Origin of the sequence: Kitasatospora sp. NPDC058063, assembly GCF_042885395.1 — a bacterium.
Lineage (GTDB): Bacteria > Actinomycetota > Actinomycetes > Streptomycetales > Streptomycetaceae > Kitasatospora > Kitasatospora lactacystinica.
This window is the reverse complement of record NZ_JBHVSD010000038.1, coordinates 16,638-33,078: the sequence shown is the minus strand read 5'-3', so window position 1 is coordinate 33,078 and position 16,441 is coordinate 16,638. Positions and strand designations below refer to the sequence as shown.

The 16,441-nt window shown below is 74.9% G+C and carries 11 protein-coding genes; 9 read left to right on the top strand and 2 right to left on the bottom strand.

Translation table 11 applies throughout. The features are described 5' to 3' along the window. The first annotated feature begins 37 nt into the window (after positions 1-37). The 5 genes from ACFVUY_RS39625 (at position 38) to ACFVUY_RS39605 (ending at position 8,853) form a co-directional block, all read left to right on the top strand. Complete coding sequence (locus tag ACFVUY_RS39625) at positions 38-4,003, top strand: Pls/PosA family non-ribosomal peptide synthetase (RefSeq protein WP_387736893.1); 3,966 nt, start codon at positions 38-40, stop codon at positions 4,001-4,003. Positions 4,004-4,050: 47 nt separating this feature from the next. Continuing rightward, positions 4,051-5,376: a M1 family metallopeptidase gene (locus ACFVUY_RS39620; protein WP_387694353.1), complete on the top strand. Its 1,326-nt coding sequence runs from the start codon at positions 4,051-4,053 to the stop codon at positions 5,374-5,376. Positions 5,377-5,525: 149 nt separating this feature from the next. Next, positions 5,526-6,908 (top strand): serine hydrolase domain-containing protein, encoded by a 1,383-nt coding sequence (locus ACFVUY_RS39615; RefSeq protein WP_387736892.1) that lies wholly within the window; start codon positions 5,526-5,528, stop codon positions 6,906-6,908. A gap of 293 nt (positions 6,909-7,201) precedes the next feature. Continuing rightward, the gene (locus ACFVUY_RS39610) at positions 7,202-8,035 is read left to right on the top strand and encodes a GNAT family N-acetyltransferase (protein WP_380547933.1); all 834 of its coding nucleotides are present in this window, start codon (positions 7,202-7,204) and stop codon (positions 8,033-8,035) included. Beyond that, entirely contained in the window at positions 8,032-8,853 is an 822-nt protein-coding gene (locus ACFVUY_RS39605; protein ID WP_387736891.1) for a lysophospholipid acyltransferase family protein, read from the top strand. Before ACFVUY_RS39610 ends, ACFVUY_RS39605 begins: the two co-directional genes overlap by 4 nt. Positions 8,854-8,947: 94 nt before the next feature. On the opposite strand, the gene ACFVUY_RS39600 is transcribed toward ACFVUY_RS39605, so the two are convergent. Continuing rightward, on the bottom strand, positions 8,948-10,513 hold the full coding sequence (locus tag ACFVUY_RS39600) for an MFS transporter (protein WP_387736890.1): 1,566 nt from the start codon (positions 10,511-10,513) through the stop codon (positions 8,948-8,950). Between the two features lie 125 nt (positions 10,514-10,638). Between ACFVUY_RS39600 and ACFVUY_RS39595 the strand changes: the two genes are divergently transcribed. The 4 genes from ACFVUY_RS39595 to ACFVUY_RS39580 all read left to right on the top strand — a co-directional run bounded on the left by ACFVUY_RS39595 (position 10,639) and on the right by ACFVUY_RS39580 (position 15,385). Next, positions 10,639-11,337, top strand: a complete 699-nt coding sequence (locus ACFVUY_RS39595; protein WP_387694357.1) for a TetR/AcrR family transcriptional regulator — start codon at positions 10,639-10,641, stop codon at positions 11,335-11,337. Between the two features lie 71 nt (positions 11,338-11,408). Then, a complete protein-coding gene (gene pip / locus ACFVUY_RS39590) occupies positions 11,409-12,371 on the top strand; it encodes a prolyl aminopeptidase (RefSeq protein WP_387736889.1) in 963 nt (320 codons plus the stop codon). Positions 12,372-12,477: 106 nt separating this feature from the next. Next, complete coding sequence (locus ACFVUY_RS39585; protein WP_387736888.1) at positions 12,478-13,476, top strand: YdcF family protein; 999 nt, start codon at positions 12,478-12,480, stop codon at positions 13,474-13,476. A gap of 397 nt (positions 13,477-13,873) precedes the next feature. After that, positions 13,874-15,385, top strand: coding sequence for a PHB depolymerase family esterase (locus ACFVUY_RS39580; RefSeq protein WP_387736887.1), 1,512 nt, complete (start codon positions 13,874-13,876; stop codon positions 15,383-15,385). A gap of 104 nt (positions 15,386-15,489) precedes the next feature. Here the strand turns inward: ACFVUY_RS39580 and mca are convergent, their stop codons facing one another. Continuing rightward, positions 15,490-16,407: a mycothiol conjugate amidase Mca gene (gene mca / locus ACFVUY_RS39575; RefSeq protein WP_387736886.1), complete on the bottom strand. Its 918-nt coding sequence runs from the start codon at positions 16,405-16,407 to the stop codon at positions 15,490-15,492. Between the last annotated feature and the right edge of the window lie 34 nt (positions 16,408-16,441).

The window sequence follows — 16,441 nt, the reverse complement described above, 5'->3', positions numbered from 1 at the left end:
GTCGGAACGGGGCGAGGACGAGGAGCGCACGGCTGCCATGACAGCTGAACCGAGCCACCCTGAGCAGTACGCCACGCCACCGCAGCAGCCCACCCAGGCCGCACCGCCCGCGCCACCGCAGCCGGACCCGGAACCAGAGCCGCAGCCGGAACCAGAGCCGCAGCCGCAGCAGGCACGCGCCCTGTTCCCCGGCCGCCCGGCCGCCGCCCCGCGCACCCTGGTCGACGTGCTGGACGCCACCGTGCGCGCCCACCCCGACGAGCCCGCCCTGGACGACGGGCACACCGTGCTCAGCTACCGCGCGCTGGCCGCCGAGGTCGAGCAGCTGCGCCGCCGGCTGGGCGCCGCCGGGATCGGCCCGGGCGACCGGGTGGGCGTGCGCGTGCCCTCCGGCACCAACGACCTCTACGTCTCGATCCTCGCGGTGCTCGCCGCCGGCGCCGCCTACGTCCCGGTGGACGCCGAGGACCCGGACGAGCGCGCCGAGCTGGTCTTCGGCGAGGCCGCCGTCGCCGCCGTGCTCGGCGCCGAGCGCGGCCTGGCGACCACCGGCGAGCGCGCTCCCGCCCTGGAACGCCGCCCCACCCCGGCCGACGACGCCTGGATCATCTTCACCTCCGGGTCGACCGGCAAGCCCAAGGGCGTGGCCGTCACCCACCACAACGCCGCCGCCTTCGTGGACGCCGAGGCCGCGCTCTTCCTCCAGGAGGAGCCGATCGGCCCCGGAGACCGGGTGATGGCCGGCCTCTCGGTCGCCTTCGACGCCTCCTGCGAGGAGATGTGGCTGGCCTGGCGGCACGGCGCCTGCCTGGTGCCGGTCCCCCGCTCCCAGGTGCGCAGCGGCGCCGATCTCGGCCCCTGGCTGGCCGAGCAGGAGATCACCGTGGTCTCCACCGTCCCGACCCTGGCCGCACTGTGGCCGGCCGAGGCACTCAACGAGGTGCGACTGCTGATCTTCGGCGGCGAGGCCTGCCCGCCCGAGCTGGTGCAGCGCCTGGTCACCGAGGGCCGCGAGGTGTGGAACACCTACGGCCCCACCGAGGCCACCGTGGTCGCCTGCGCCGCCCTGCTGACCGGCGAGGGCCCGGTGCGGATCGGCCTGCCGCTGGACGGCTGGGACCTCGCCGTGGTGGACGAGGCCGGTGTGCCGGTCGCCCCCGGCGGCACCGGGCAGCTGGTGATCGGCGGCGTGGGCCTGGCCCGCTACCTCGACCCGGAGAAGGACGCCGAGAAGTACGCGCCGCTGCCCTCGCTGGGCTGGGAGCGCGCCTACCGCAGCGGTGACCTGGTCCAGGCCGACCCGGCCGGCCTGCTCTTCCTCGGCCGCACCGACGAGCAGATCAAGCTGGGCGGCCGCCGGATCGAGCTCGGCGAGGTCGACGCGGCCCTGCAGGCCCTGCCCGGTGTGGCAGGCGCGGCGGCCGCCGTGCGGACCGCGCGCGGCGGCAACCAGCTGCTGGTCGGCTACCTGGTGGTCCAGGACGGCTTCGACCGCGAGCAGGCCGTCGAGCGGCTGCGCGCCGAGCTGCCGGCCGCCCTCGTGCCGCTGCTGGCGACCGTCGAAACCCTGCCCACCCGGACCTCCGGCAAGGTCGACCGCAACGCCCTGCCCTGGCCGCTGCCCGAGCTGGAGAGCGCCGGCCCGGGCGAGGAGCTGTACGGCACCGAGGCCTGGCTGGCCGAGCAGTGGTCGGAGATCCTCGGCGTCCGGGTCGGCGGCCCGCGCGACGACTTCTTCGCGATCGGCGGCGGCAGCCTGGCCGCCGCCCGGCTGACCACCCTGCTGCGCACCCGCTACCCGAGCGCGGCCGTACTGGACATCTACCAGCACCCGACGCTGCGCAAGCTCGCCCGGCACCTGGAGCGCACCGCCGGCGAGAGCACCGAGGCCCGCACCGTCGCCCTGGTGCCGACCAGGGCCAAGCTGCTCCAGCTGTTCCTGCTGGTCCCGCTGTTCACCGTGGTCGGCCTGCGCTGGACGGTCGCCCTGCTGGCCGCCGGGAACCTCCTCACCCACCTCGGCGACTTCCCGTGGGCCCCCACCGCCTCCTGGTGGTGGGTCGGCGCGGGCGCGCTCGCGCTGTACACCCCGCCGGGGCGGCTGGCCCTCGCGGCGGGCGGCGCACGGCTGCTGCTGCGCGGCGTGCGCCCGGGCAGCCACCCGCGCGGCGGCTCGGTCCACCTGCGGCTGTGGACCGCCGAGCGGCTCACCGAGCTGAGCGGCGCGGACTCGCTGTCCGGCGCCTGGCTGGTGCGCTACGCCCGGGTGCTGGGCGCCAAGGTGGCACCCGAGGTGGACCTGCACTCGCTGCCGCCGGTCACCGGGATGCTGAAGCTGGGCCGCGGCTGCGCGGTCGAGGCCGAGGTGGACCTGTGCGGCTACTGGCTGGACGGCGACCGGCTGCTGATCGGCCAGGTCAAGATCGGTTCCGGTGCCGTGGTCGGCACCCGCTCGACCCTGCTGCCCGGCGCCCGGGTCGGCAAGCGCGCCCAGGTGGCGGCCGGCTCCAGCGTCACCGGCCAGGTGCCGACCGGCCAGCGCTGGGGCGGCGCGCCCGCCGTCAAGCTGGGCCGGGCCGAGCGCACCTGGCCCAAGGACCGCCCGGTCCGCCGGGCCCGCTGGGCCTCGCTGTACGGCGCCAGCGGTGCCGTGCTCGGCCTGCTCCCGGTGCTGCCCGCGCTCGCCGCGCTGGCCGTGCTCTCCCGCTTCGTCGACCAGGGCGCGGCCCTCGGTCCGGCGCTCGGTGGCGCACTGCTCGGGCTGCTGCCCGCCACACTCGCGTTCGGCGCGGTGTACGCGGCGCAGCTGGTGGTGCTGGTCCGGCTGCTGAGCACCGGCCTGGTGCCCGGGACGCACCCGCTGCACGGCCGGGTGGGCTGGCAGGCGTGGACCGTCACCCAGCTGATGGACCGGGCCCGTGAGGTGCTGTTCCCGCTCTACGCCGGACTGGTCACGCCGCTGTGGCTGCGCGCCCTCGGGATGCGGGTCGGCCGGGGCGCGGAGGTGTCCACGGTGCTGGCGCTGCCCAGCCTGACCACGGTCGGCGACGGCGCGTTCCTGGCCGACGACACCCTGATGGCCCCGTACGAGCTGGGCGGCGGCTGGGTGCGGCTCGGCGAGGCGAAGGTCGGCGAGCGGGCGTTCCTCGGCAACTCGGGGATGACCGCGCCGGGCCGCTCGGTGCCCAAGCGCGGCCTGGTGGGCGTGCTGTCGGCGACGCCGGCGAAGGCGAAGAAGGGCGGGTCGTACCTGGGCATGCCGCCGATGCGGCTGCCGCGCTCGGCGGACCAGGCCGACCAGAGCCTGACCTACGAGCCGCCGGCCCGGCTGCTGTGGGCCCGCGGGCTGGTCGAGGTGGGCCGGCTGGTGCCGGTGCTGGCCTCGGCGGCGCTGGGTCTGCTGACCGTGGCGGCACTGTCCTGGCTGGCGGCCGGCTCGCCGCTGACCGCCGCGCTGCTGTCCGGCTTGGTCCTGCTGGCGGCCGGCGCGGTGGCCTGCGCGGTCGCGGTGGCGGCCAAGTGGCTGCTGGTCGGGCGGTTCCGCGCGGTGGAGCACCCGCTGTGGAGCGGTTTCGTGTGGCGCAACGAGCTGGCGGACACCTTCGTGGAGATGCTGGCCGTGCCGTGGCTGGTCGGCGCGGTGCCCGGCACCCCGGTGCTGAACCTGTGGCTGCGCTCGCTCGGCGCGCACGTCGGGCACGGCGTCTGGTGCGAGAGCTACTGGCTGCCGGAGGCGGACCTGGTCACCCTCGGCGACGGGGTCACCATCAACCGCGGCTGCGTGGTGCAGACGCACCTCTTCCACGACCGGATCATGCGGATGGATACTGTGGTCCTCCGCGAGGGCGCCACCCTGGGCCCGGGCGGCATCGTGCTGCCCGGCAGCACGGTGGGCGCGCGCAGCACGCTGGGCCCGGCCTCGCTGGTGATGCGCGCCGAGTCCGTCCCCGCCGACACGCGGTGGCTGGGCAACCCGATCGAGGCGTGGCAGACCACGTCGTGACCACCTCCCCGTCCCCCCGTCCCGGCCCGCAGGAAGCGCACGCCCCCGTGAAGCCCAAGCACGTCCCCGCGGCCGCCGGTGCCCCGGACCCGTACTTCCCGAACAGCGGCGACCACCGCTACCGGGTGCACCGCTACGAGCTGGCGCTGGACTACCGGCCCGGCCCCAACCGGCTGGCCGGCTCGGCCCGGCTGAGCGCGGTGGCGGACGCGGCGCTGGCGGAGTTCGCACTCGACCTCGCCGAGTTCCGGATCGGCCGGGTGCTGGTCGACGGCCGGGCCGCCCGCTACACCCACCGCGGCGGCAAGCTGCGGATCCGCCCGGCCAGGGCGCTCGCACCGGGCGCCGCGTTCACCGTCGAGGTGCACTACACCGGCAACCCGCGCCCGGTGCGCAGCCCGTGGGGCGGCCTGGGCTGGGAGGAGCTGACCGAGGGCGCGCTGGTGGCGAGCCAGCCGGTCGGCGCACCGTCCTGGTTCCCGTGCAACGACCGGCCCGCCGACAAGGCCACCTACCAGCTGGCCGTCACCACGCCGTCCCCGTTCACGGTGGTGGCGAGCGGCCGGCTGCTGACCCGCACCACCAGGGCGTCCAGCACCACCTGGGTGTACGAGCAGAGCGCGCCCACCCCGACGTACCTGGTGACGGTGTCGATCGGGCACTACCGGCCGGTGCCGCTGGCGGTGCGACCGGCGGTTCCGCAGACCGGCTACGTCCCGGAGCGGCTGGCCGCCGCGTTCGCCCGGGACTTCGCCCGGCAGCCGGAGATGACGGCGTACTTCGGCGAGGTCTTCGGCCCGTACCCGTTCGGCGAGTACGCGGTGGTGATCGCGGACGAGGAACTGGACGTCCCGGTGGAGGCGCAGGGCGTCGCCACCTTCGGCACCAACCACCTCGGCGCCGGCTGGGAGCACGAACGGCTGATCGCGCACGAGCTGGCCCACCAGTGGTTCGGCAACAGCGTCACGATCGCCGACTGGCGGCACATCTGGCTCAACGAGGGCTTCGCCAAGTACGCGGAGTGGCTCTGGTCCGAGCACGCCGGCGGCCCGGGCGCGGCCGTGCACGCCGCCGCCGCGCACCGGCTGCTGGCCGGGCTGCCGCAGGACCTCCGGCTCGACGACCCGGGCCGGAAGCTGATGTTCGACGACCGGCTCTACCAGCGCGGCGGACTGGTGGTGCACGCGCTGCGGCGGACGCTCGGCGAGGACGCGTTCTTCGCGATGCTGCGGGACTGGACGGGCGCCAACCGGCACGGCGTGGTCGCCACCTCCGACCTGCGCGCCCACGCCGCCCGGTACACCACCGCTCCGCTCGGCCCGCTCTTCGAGGCCTGGCTGGAGCGGCCGGAACTGCCGCCGCTGCCGGACTGAGCGCTCCACCCGGCCCGGCGCCGCGCGGTTCGCCCGCAGCCGGGGCGTGGGCCTGGGCCGGGGCCTGGGTGTGGGCCTGGTTAATCGGTCGGCCCCGGGCCCGGGCTGGGCTACTGTCCGTGCATATGTCGATGAGTCCAGAAGCCCACATGACCGACCTGCCCGCCGAGCTGCTGCCCGCCACCCGCCGCGCGCTGCTGCACCGGCTCGCCGTCGCCCAGGCCGAGGGTCGCACGCCCTCCATGGTCGCCGGGGTGCTGCGCGACGGGCAGCCGGTGTGGAGCGGAGCCCGCAGCATGGTCGACGGGCACGCCCCCACCCCGGACGTCCAGTACCGCATCGGTTCGCTCACCAAGACCTTCGTCGCCGTGCTGGTGCTGCGGCTGCGCGACGAGGGCCTGCTCGACCTCGCCGACCCGCTCTCCCGCCACCTGCCCGGCACCCCCGCCGACGAGGCGACCGTCGTCCAGTTGCTCGCGCACTCCTCCGGCCTGACCGCCGAGACCCCCGGCCCCTGGTGGGAGCGGACCGAGGGCTCGCTGCGGCCGGGCCTCGACAACCTCCTGGAGGCCGAACGGCCGCTGAAGCACCCGGCCGGGCGGGTGCACCACTACTCCAACCCCGGCTACGCGCTGCTCGGCGCGCTGGTGACGAAGCTGCGCGGCGAGCCCTGGGGCGAGGTGCTGCGCCGCGAGGTGCTGGCCCCGCTCGGCATGGACCGCACCACGCTGCTGCCCGAGCACCCGCACGCCGGGGGCTTCGCCGTCCATCCCTGGGCCGACGTCCTGCTGCCCGAGCCGCTCACCGACACCGGCCTGATGGGCCCGGCCGGTCAACTCTGGTCCACCGTCGCCGACCTGGCCCGCTGGGCGGCCTTCCTGACGGCCGGCGACGACAAGGTGCTGTCCGCCGAATCCCTCGCCGAGATGCGCTGCCCGGCCGTCGCCCCGGACGACGCCGAGTGGACCAGCGGCTACGGCCTCGGCCTGCAACTGCGCCGCCACGAGGGCCGGTTGCTGTACGGACACACCGGCTCGATGCCCGGCTTCACGGCGGGCCTGTGGATCAGCGAGGCCGACGGCCTGGCCGCCTACGCCCTCTCCAACGCCACCAGCGGAGCCGCCAGCGCCTCGACCCTGGCGGCGCAGCTGATCGCGCTCACCGCCGAACTGGAGCCCCGGCTGCCCGAACCGTGGCGCCCGCTGCCCGCGGTGGACGCGGAGCTGGTGGAGCTCACCGGCCCCTGGTACTGGGGCGCCGCGCCGGCCGCCCTGCGGCTGCGGCCCGGGCGGGTGCTGGAGCTCACCCCGCTCACCGGCACCGGCCGGGGCTCGCGCTTCCGGCCCGAACCGGACGGCACCTGGACCGGCATGGAGAACTACTTCGCGGGCGAGACCCTGCGGGTGGTCCGCCACCCCGACGGCACGGTCAGCCACCTCGACATCGGCTCCTTCGTGTACACCCGCGAGCCGTACGGCCCGGCCGGCGCCGTCCCGGGCGGGGTCGACCCGGAAGGCTGGCGGACGTTCTGAGCCGCGCGTAGCGATCGGGCCGCAGGGGCGTGCGGTGCGGCCGTACGCCCCTGCGGCGGGAGTTGTCCACCCCCGGCGGGCGAGCGCCGGGTGCCGGACAAGTGACCGCCGGGCCACGGGTGTTCCCATTCAACAGGTGCACATCTGCGCTCCGCCGGGCCGCAACATAAATGCCAACCGGCTCGGAGAGACATACGGGGACCGGTTCGCGTCCATGCCCAACCGCCTGCGGACCGGGACGGTGCCCTGGTGATCCACGGCACCGCCGATCGTGCTGCCCTGGAGGGTCCGCCATGACCACCGTCCCCACGTACGCTCCGTCCGCAGTCGCCCCCACCCACGACGCCCGGGCGGTCCCCGCGCCCCGCCCCCGGCCCGCCGCCCCGGCCGCGTACACCGTCTCCCTCGCCCGCGACGAGGACGACGTGCGCGCCGCCCAGCGGCTGCGTCACCAGGTCTTCGGCGCCGAGCTGGGCGCGGTGCTGCACAGCCCGGTCGAGGGCCTGGACGTCGACCCGTTCGACGAGTACTGCGACCACCTGCTGGTCCGCGAGGGCGAGCAGGGCGCCGTCGTCGGCACCTACCGGCTGCTGCGCCCCGAGGCCGCCCGCCGGGCCGGCCGGCTGTACTCCGACGGGGAGTTCGACCTCTCCGCGCTCGCGCCGGTGCGCCCCGGCCTGGTCGAGCTCGGGCGCTCCTGCATCCGCCCGGACCACCGGGGCAACGGCGCCGTCATCAACCTGATGTGGGGCGGCATCGCGCGCTACCTGGCCGACACCGGCAACACCTGGGTCGGCGGCTGCTGCTCGATCGAGCTGGCGGACGGTGGCGCCACCGCGGCCCGGGTCTGGGACACCGTCAGTGCCAAGCACCTGGCGCCCGAGGAGTACCGGGTCACCCCGCACCGCCGCTGGGACGCCACCGGGGTGGCGCGCGCCGAGCGGGGCGCGCTGCCGGCCCTGCTCCGCGGCTACCTGCGGCTGGGCGCCTGGGTCTGCGGCGAGCCCGCGTACGACCCGGACTTCGACTGCGCCGACCTGTACGTGCTGCTGTCGCTGGAGCGCACCGACCCGCGCTACCTGCGGCACTTCCTGTCCGGCGTACCCGCCTCGGGCGCCTCGTCATGAGCGTCTGGCTGCCCACGGCGACCTGCCGGCCCGAGACCTGCCTGGCCGAGGCCTCGCCGGAGGTCTCCCACCCCCGGCGGGCGCTGCGGCTGGCGGCCTGTCTGGCCGCCGTACTGGCGGGGGTCTTGCTCGGCCTGCCGGTCCGGCTGTTCCCGTACCGCGCCCGGATCCCGCTGGTCCGGCTCTGGGCGCGGACGGTGCTGCGCGCCCTCGGGGTGACCGTCCACCTCGCCGGGCCCGACGGACCGGGTCCCGGCGCTGACGGCGGGGTGCTGGTGGTGGCCAACCACGTTTCCTGGCTGGACATACCACTGCTCGCCGCCGGTCGGCCGGGCCGGTCACTGGCCAAGACGGAGGTCCGGCAGTGGCCGGTGCTCGGCCCGCTGATCGCCTGCTGCGGCACCGTCTTCCTGGACCGCGACCGGCTGCGGACGCTGCCGGACACCGTCGCCGCGGTGGCCGGGGTGCTGCGCTCCGGGCAACCGGTGATCGTCTTCCCGGAGGGGTCGACCTGGTGCGGGCGGGAGAGCGGCCGGTTCCGGCCCGCCCTGTTCCAGGCGGCGGTGGAGGCGGGCGCCGACGTCCAGCCGGTGACGATCCGCTACCGGCTGGCGGACGGACGGCCGACCAGCGTGCCCGCCTTCATCGGGGACGACGGGCTGCTCACCTCGCTCGCCCGGGTGGTCGCGGCCCGCGGGCTGGTCGCCGACGTGACCTTCCTGCCGCCGATCGCGCCGCCCGGCCCGCAGCCCGCCCGGGCGGGCGCCCGGCGCGAGCTGGCCCGCAGGGCGCAGGCGGCGATCGAGGGCATCCACTGACGGGCCGCCGGTGCGGCGCCCGTTCGGCGGGCGCGTCCGGGCGTACCGTGCGCCCGGCCGGGCCGCCGACCCGGATCGCCGACCGGATCGCCGATCAGGCGGAGCGGGCCTCGGCCGGCTCCGCCGGCAGCGGACGGACGGCCTCCGGCGGGGCGATCGGACGGGCCCGGCCGAGCAGGACGGCGACCAGGACGGCGGTGACCGCGAGCGCGACCGCCCCGCAGCGCACGGCGAGGTGGATTCCGTCGATGAAGGCGCCGTCCACCGCCTCCTGGAGCGGACCGGGCAGTGCCGCCGCGGCTGCGCCACCGCCGTGCACCGCGCCGGTGGGCGCGTCCGCGATCGGACCGACGGCGTCCGGCGGGACGCCGAGCCGGTGCAGCGCGCCCGTCAGGGAGTCGGTCAGCCGTCCGGTCAGGACGGCGCCCAGCACGGCGATCCCGAGCACCCCGCCGAGCTCGCGCAGGGTGTTGATGGCCGCCGAGGCCATCCCGGTCTGGGCCGGGGCGACCCGCTGCATCACCCCGATCGACACCGGGGTGAAGGTGAGCCCCATCCCGAGGCCCATCGCGAACAGCGTCCACAGGTATTCGAGGTAGTGCGCGTGGTCTCCGTACAGTGACAGGCCGCCGAGGCCCGCCGCGCAGAGGACGAGGCCGAGCACCAGCGGCGGCCGGGGCCCGTGGCGGGCGGTCAGCCGGCCGGAGAGCGGCGCGGCGAGCACCAGCATCGCGGTCATCGGCAGCCCCGCGTAGCCCGCGGCGGCCGGGGACCAGCCGAGGGTGCCCTGCATCATCAGCGGCAGGAAGAACAGCGCGCCGAACATCCCGAAGCTGACCATGAACCCGCTGAGCAGCGCGCCGCCCAGCATGCCGTCGCGGAACAGCCGCAGCTCCAGCATCGGTTCGGCGAGCCGCAGTTCGAGCAGCAGGAAGGCGATCAGCAGCACGGCGGCCGCGGCGCCGCAGCCGAGCACCCGGGCGTCGGTCCAGCCCCGGGACGGGCCCTCGATCAGCGCGTAGACCAGCAGGCCGAGTCCGGTGGTGGACAGGGCGAGGCCGCCGAGGTCGATCCGGCGGGCGCGCGGCGGGATGTCCGGGAGCACCCGGGCGGCGAGCAGCAGTCCGGCGACGCCGATCGGCACGTTGATCCAGAACACGCTGGCCCAGCCGAGGTGTTCGACCATCGGGCCGCCGACCACCGGTCCGACCGAGAGGCCGAGCGCGGAGACCCCGGACCAGGTGGCGATGGCCTTGGCCCGCTCCTGCTCGTCGGTGAAGACGTGCCGCAGCAGGGCGAGGCTGCCGGGGGTGAGCAGCGCGGCGCCGACGCCCTGGAGCATCCGGGCGCCGACCAGCACGCCGATCGTGTCGGCGAGCGCGGCCAGGGCCGATCCGACCGTGAAGAGAGCGAGGCCGAGCCGGAACACCCGGGTGCGGCCGTAGCGGTCGCCGAGTGCGCCACCGGTCAGCACGAAGGCCGCGTAGACCAGGCTGTACCCCTCGGCGACCCATTGCAGGCCGCTGATTCCGGCGTCCAGTTCCTGGCCGATGCGGGGCAGGGCGTTGTTGACGATGACGTTGTCCAGCATGGACATGAACATGGTGACGCAGAGCGTGAGCAGCGCGAGCCGTCGGCGGCGGGCGCTCGATTCCTCCATGGGGTTCCCTCCCGGTCATGAGCCCCTAACACCGTTAGGGGTCGGCGCGACAGCCACAGATTGCACCTAACGGTGTTAGATTGCAAGCGGGAATCCACCACACGGCCGGAGGCGTCCGCACACCCATGCCGCAGAACCACCCCGACACGCCCGGGACCGACGACACGACACCCGCCCTGACCAGGGACGCCCTCGCCCAGGCCGCCCTGCACGTCCTGCAACGGGACGGACTGGGCGGGCTGTCCATGCGCAAGGTCGCCGCCGAGGTCGGCGTCAAGGCGGCCTCGCTGTACTGGCACGTCCGCAACAAGCAGGAGCTCCTCGACCTGCTCACCGACGCGCTGTTGGGCTCCGCCGAGCCCCCGCCGCGCACCGGCGGCTGGCGCGAGCAGTTCCACGCGTACTGCTGGCGCTACCGCCGCCTGCTGCTCGACACCCGGGACGCGGCCAAGGTCGTCGCCGGCCGGCTCGCCCCCGGGCCCCACCTGCTCGGGCTGATGGAGGACCAGCTGGACCGGCTCCGCGCGGCCGGCTTCTCCGACGCCGACGCCGCCATGGCCAGCTACCTGCTGGGCGCCTTCGTCCAGGGCTTCGTGCTCCAGGAACAGTCGCCGATCTCGGCCGCCGAGGTGCTCGGCACCAGCCGCCGGGACATCGCCGACGCCGCCGGCGACCTGTTCCGCGCCCTGCCCGCCGAGACCTTCCCCAACCTGGTCGCCCTCGCCGACGACCTCACCGCGCCGGACATGGACGCCCGCTTCGAGTTCGGCCTCCAGCGGGTCCTCGACGGCCTGGCCGCCCTGCTCCCGCCGGAGCGCCGCTGAGCCCCTCCTCGGGATTCGACACCGGGGTAGGCTCGCCGGGCCCACCCCGTACGACCACGGAGGAGTCACCGATGCCCGAGCCGTACCCCCTCTACGAACCGTACGCACAAGGCCTGTTGGACGTCGGCGACGGGCAGCTGATCCACTGGAACGCCTCCGGTGACCCGGCGGGCAGGCCGGCCGTGGTGGTGCACGGCGGGCCCGGCTCCGGCCACAGCCCGGGCACCCGGCGGTACTTCGACCCGGAGCGCTACCACCTCGTCCAGTTCGACCAGCGCGGCTGCGGGCTCAGCCGCCCGGCCGCCGCCGACCCCTCGACCAGCCTGGAGCACAACACCACCGCGCACCTGATCGCCGACATGGAGCGGCTGCGCGAGCACCTCGGCATCGACAAGTGGCTGCTCTACGGCGGCTCCTGGGGCTCCACGCTGATCCTCGCCTACGCGCAGGCCCACCCGGAACGGGTCTCCGCGATCGTGATCTGCGGGGTCACCATGACCCGTCCCGAGGAGACCGACTGGCTGTACCGCGGCGTGAGCCGCTTCCTGCCCGCGGCTTGGGAGGCGTTCCGGGACTTCCTTCCGCCCGCCGACCGCGACGGGGACACCTTCGAACTGCTCGCCGCCTACAGCCAGCTGCTCAACAGCACCGACGAGCCGGTCCGGCGGGCCGCCGCCAACGCCTGGGCCACCTGGGAGGATGCGGTCATCTCGCACGAGACGCTGGGCAAGCCGAACGCGTACACCGACCGGCCCTCCGACGCGCTGATGGCCTTCGCCCGGATCACCGCGCACTACTTCTCGAACCGGGCCTTCCTGCCGGACGGCCAACTGCTGCGCGACGCCGGGCGGCTGTCCGGAATCCCCGGCGAACTGATCCACGGCCGACTGGACCTCGGCGGACCGGTCGACACGGCCTGGCAGCTGGTCAAGGCCTGGCCGGACGCCCGGCTGACGGTCATCGACGACTCCGGGCACACCGGCAGCCCGCGGATGCGGGACGCGATCCTGGCCGCGATCGAGCGCTTCGCCTGAACCCCGGCCGGGCGTCCGGGGCACCCGCCGGGCGCTCACCGGGGCCCTCGGTTCCTCCGAACGCCCGGCCGGTTCGTGCAGGTGGGATTCCCCTACGATACGACGCATGCTCGCCTATGCCCCAGCCGCCCTGTTCTTCCTGTTGTTCGGAATCGGGGTAGTACGCGACCGTCGCCAGTTCAGCAACGCCGTCCTGCTCGGCATCGCCGTCTCCCTCCTGTCCCTCGCCCTGCTCGCCGAGCTCCGCAAGGCACCCAGCATGGTGATCACACTCGCGGCGGCGGTCATCGTCCTCCTCCCGGCCCTCGGCACAGCGGCCCTGGTCTGGTTCCTGCTCGCCAACGGCCTGACCATGATCCGCAAGGAGGGCAGACGGCCGGCCAACCTGCTGTCGCTGCTCGCCGGGCTGGGCATCCTCGGCGTCATCGGACTGCTGATCGCCGCCCTCATCGTCCACTCGCGGCCGCTGGCCGCGCTCGCGGGCACCGCGGTGCTCGTGGTCGGCTACGTCTCCTTCCTGTTCACCTGCTTCGTCGGCTACGCCTTCCTGTACAGCCGCCACCGGCCGCGCCGGGACGTGGACTTCGTGATCGTGCTCGGCTCCGGGCTGATCGGCGGCGAGCGCGTCCCGCCGCTGCTCGCCAGCCGGCTGAACCGGGGCCGCGAGGTGTACGAGAAGCAGGCCGCCCGCGGCAACCCGCCGGTGCTCATCACCTCGGGCGGCCAGGGACCGGACGAGAAGCTGCCGGAGTCCCACGCGATGGCCGACTACCTGGTCGAACGCGGCTTCCCCGAGGAGCACATCGAGCGGGAGGACCGCTCGCGCACCACCGAGGAGAACCTGCTGTTCAGCAGGGCCATCATGGAGCAGGCCAAGCCCGACTACCGCTGCGTCGTGGTCACCAACAACTTCCACGCCTTCCGGGCGGCACTGCTCGCCCGCCAGACCGGCGTCAACGGCCACGTCTTCGGCTCTCCCACCGCCCGGTACTACTGGCCGAGCGCCACCATCCGCGAGTTCGCCGCGATCTTCCTGTCCCACAAGCTGGTCAACTTCGGGATCTGCGGCTTCATCGCCCTCTGCGGAGTGCTCGCGGCCCTGTGAGCCGCCCCGGGACTCCCACCCGGGCGGGCCCCGGTCGCTCGGGCGGCCGGGGCCGGTCCTTTCCCATCCGCCATCGGGTTGTGGAGGTGGTCCCCGGGTTCGCCCTGGCACACCGCCGTCCCCGACGTCACCTCGCCTCAAGTGCGTTCCGGTGCGGGCAGGTACGGCCTTCAGCGCTCCGCAGGACGCGCGGCCGGGTCGCAGGACCACGGCGCGGGGCGCGGGGCGCAGGGCGCGAGCCGCGAACCGCGAACCGCGAACCGCGAACCGCAGGACCATGGCGGCCTGCGCCATGCCCGGGCAGTGGACCCCGGATGACCGTCACATGGCACCGGGCCTGCGGGCGCGCCACGCTGCACGGGACCGGCCCCCACTCCTCCCTCACGTTGGAGTCCCCATGCCACTGCGCCCCACCGCCGCGGCGCTGCTCACCGCCGTCGCCCTCGCGCTCGGCACCGCCGCGCCCTCCGCAGCCGTCGCCTCCCCCACCGCACCCACCCCACCCACCACGGTTTCCCCCGTCACAGCCTCCGCCGCATCCTCCGTGGCGGCGGCCGCCAGCGGCAGCTTCCAGCAGGTCACCGGGTTCGGCACCAACCCGGGCAACCTCGCGATGTACACCTACACCCCCGCCGGCTTGCCCGGCAACGCTCCCCTGGTAGTCGCGCTGCACGGCTGCGTCCAGAGCGCCACCGACTACTACCGCAACTCGGGCTGGACCAAGTTCGCCGACCAGTACGGCTTCGCGGTGGTGTTCCCGCAGACCAGCAGTGTCAACAACAGCCTCTCCTGCTTCAGCTGGTTCGACGCGAGCAGGGCCGCCCGGGGCGTCGGCGAGGCCAGGTCGGTGGTCGAGATGGTCGCCAAGGCCGAGTCCCTGTACGGCTCGGACACCCACCGGGTGTTCGTCACCGGTCTCTCGGCGGGCGGCGGGATGGCCGCCGACCTGTTGGCGGACTACCCCGACGTGTTCGCCGGCGGGGCGATCGACTCCGGGCTGCCCGCGCACTGCGCCACCACCCAGGCCGCCGCTTCCGGCTGCCAGAACTCCGATCAGGGGCTCACTCCGGCCCAGTGGGGCGACAAGGTCCGGGCCGCGTACCCGGGTTACACCGGGCCGTGGCCCAGGGTGGCGGTCTGGCAGGGCACCGCCGACACCGTGGTCAGGCCGGTGAACGCGGCCGAGCTGCGGGACCAGTGGACGAACGTCCAGGGTCTTGGCCGTCAGCCGACCGGCACCCGGAGCCTGCCCGGCGGCACCACCCAGGAGCTCTACGCCGATGCGAACGGAAGGCCCGCGGTGGCCGTGTTCACGATCAGCGGGATGGGCCACGGCCTGGCCGTCGACCCGGGCTCCGGGGCCGACCAGTGCGGGGCGACCGGCGCCTACTTCCTCGACACGATCTGCTCCGGCTACTACACCGCGCAGTTCTGGGGGCTGGACGGCGGCTCCGGCCCCACCGACCCCGGGTTGCCCGCCCCGACCGGGCTGACCGCGACCGCGGCCGCCGGGTCGATCGCCCTCGGCTGGCAGTCCGTCAGCGGCGCCTCCTCGTACCAGGTCTTCCGCGATGACACCCAGGTGGGCAGCACGACCGGCACGGCCTTCACCGACACCGGACTCGCGGCCGGCACCACGTACCGCTACACCGTGGCGGCGGTCGACGGGTCGGGCGCCGCCGGCCCCCGGTCGGCGGCGGTGACGGCGACCACTCCGGGCGGGGGCACCCCCCAGTGCTTCACCGCCAGCAACTACGCGCACGTCTCGGCCGGCCGTGCGACCCAGACCGGCGGCCAGACCTATGCGCTCGGCTCGGGCCAGAGCATGGGGCTCTGGAACACCTTTGTCACCCACACCCTGAAGCAGACCGGCCCGGGCTACTACGTGCTCGCCGACGGCCAGTGCTGAGCGGACGGCGGCCACCGCGCCACCGGGTGACGCCGCGAACGCCCGCGCCGCCGCGCCCGTCGAATCCGCCGTGTCCGCCGTGTCCGCCGCGCCCGTCGTCCGGTTCATCCCGCCTCCACCTCCACCCCTGCCTCCGCCCGTAGCCCGGCGAACAGGTCGGTCTCGATCACGCCCTCCCCGGCCGCCGAACCCACCACCGGCACCAGGCTCCGGGCCAGGTGGTAGTCCTCGGTCGGCCAGACCTCGTGCTCGATGTCCCGCGGGTGGGCCATGAAGGCCACGCCCGGCTGGACCTGGGTGGCGTGCGCCAGCATCGCCGCGTCCCGTACGGCGAACTGCTCGGCGCACGCCACCCGGGTGGTGGTGGCCAGGGCCGGCGGGGTGTCGGGCCAGCCGGCAAGCAGCTCGCCCATCCCCGAGGGGACGCCCCGTTCCGTCATGGCCTCGTGCAGGGCCCGGAACCAGGCCCGGGAGAGCGCCAGGTGGTAGTAGAGCTTGGGCACCTGCCAGGGCTCGCCCGACCCGGGATCGTGCCTCGGGTCGGCGGCGGCTTCGACGGCCGCCACCGTGACCCGGTGGGTCATCACGTGGTCCGGGTGCGGGTAGCCGCCGGTCTCGTCGTAGGTGATCACCACCTGCGGGCGGAACTCCCGGATCAGTGCGACCAGCGGCGCCGCCGCGAGCTCCACCGGCCGGGCGGCGAAGCAGCCCTCGGGAAGGGGTTCGTCCGGGCCGGGCATCCCCGAGTCGACGAAGCCGAGGAATTGCTGGCGCACACCGAGGATCTCCCGGGCAGCCACCATCTCCTCGCGCCGGACGCGGGCGATGTCGGCCCGGACCTCGGGCCGGTCCATGGCCGGGTTGAGCACCGACCCGCGCTCGCCGCCGGTGCAGGTGGCGACCAGGACGTCCACGCCCTCGGCCGCGTACCGGGCGAGGGTGGCCGCGCCCTTGCTGGACTCGTCGTCGGGGTGCGCGTGGACGCTGAGCAGGCGAAGGCCGTCGGGGTGACGGATGGACACGGGTGCCTCCAGGTCTGGGTGGTCGGGAACCGGC

Excerpts from the sequence above, each read along its gene's own strand:
- pip (WP_387736889.1), top strand. The coding sequence starts at position 11,409 with ATGCCCGAGCCGTACCCCCTCTACGAACCGTACGCACAAGGCCTGTTG.
- ACFVUY_RS39580 (WP_387736887.1), top strand. The coding sequence starts at position 13,874 with ATGCCACTGCGCCCCACCGCCGCGGCGCTGCTCACCGCCGTCGCCCTC.
- ACFVUY_RS39625 (WP_387736893.1), top strand. The coding sequence starts at position 38 with ATGACAGCTGAACCGAGCCACCCTGAGCAGTACGCCACGCCACCGCAG.
- ACFVUY_RS39610 (WP_380547933.1), top strand. The coding sequence starts at position 7,202 with ATGACCACCGTCCCCACGTACGCTCCGTCCGCAGTCGCCCCCACCCAC.
- ACFVUY_RS39595 (WP_387694357.1), top strand. The coding sequence starts at position 10,639 with ATGCCGCAGAACCACCCCGACACGCCCGGGACCGACGACACGACACCC.
- ACFVUY_RS39615 (WP_387736892.1), top strand. The coding sequence starts at position 5,526 with ATGACCGACCTGCCCGCCGAGCTGCTGCCCGCCACCCGCCGCGCGCTG.
- ACFVUY_RS39605 (WP_387736891.1), top strand. The coding sequence starts at position 8,032 with ATGAGCGTCTGGCTGCCCACGGCGACCTGCCGGCCCGAGACCTGCCTG.
- ACFVUY_RS39585 (WP_387736888.1), top strand. The coding sequence starts at position 12,478 with ATGCTCGCCTATGCCCCAGCCGCCCTGTTCTTCCTGTTGTTCGGAATC.
- ACFVUY_RS39600 (WP_387736890.1), bottom strand. The coding sequence starts at position 10,513 with ATGGAGGAATCGAGCGCCCGCCGCCGACGGCTCGCGCTGCTCACGCTC.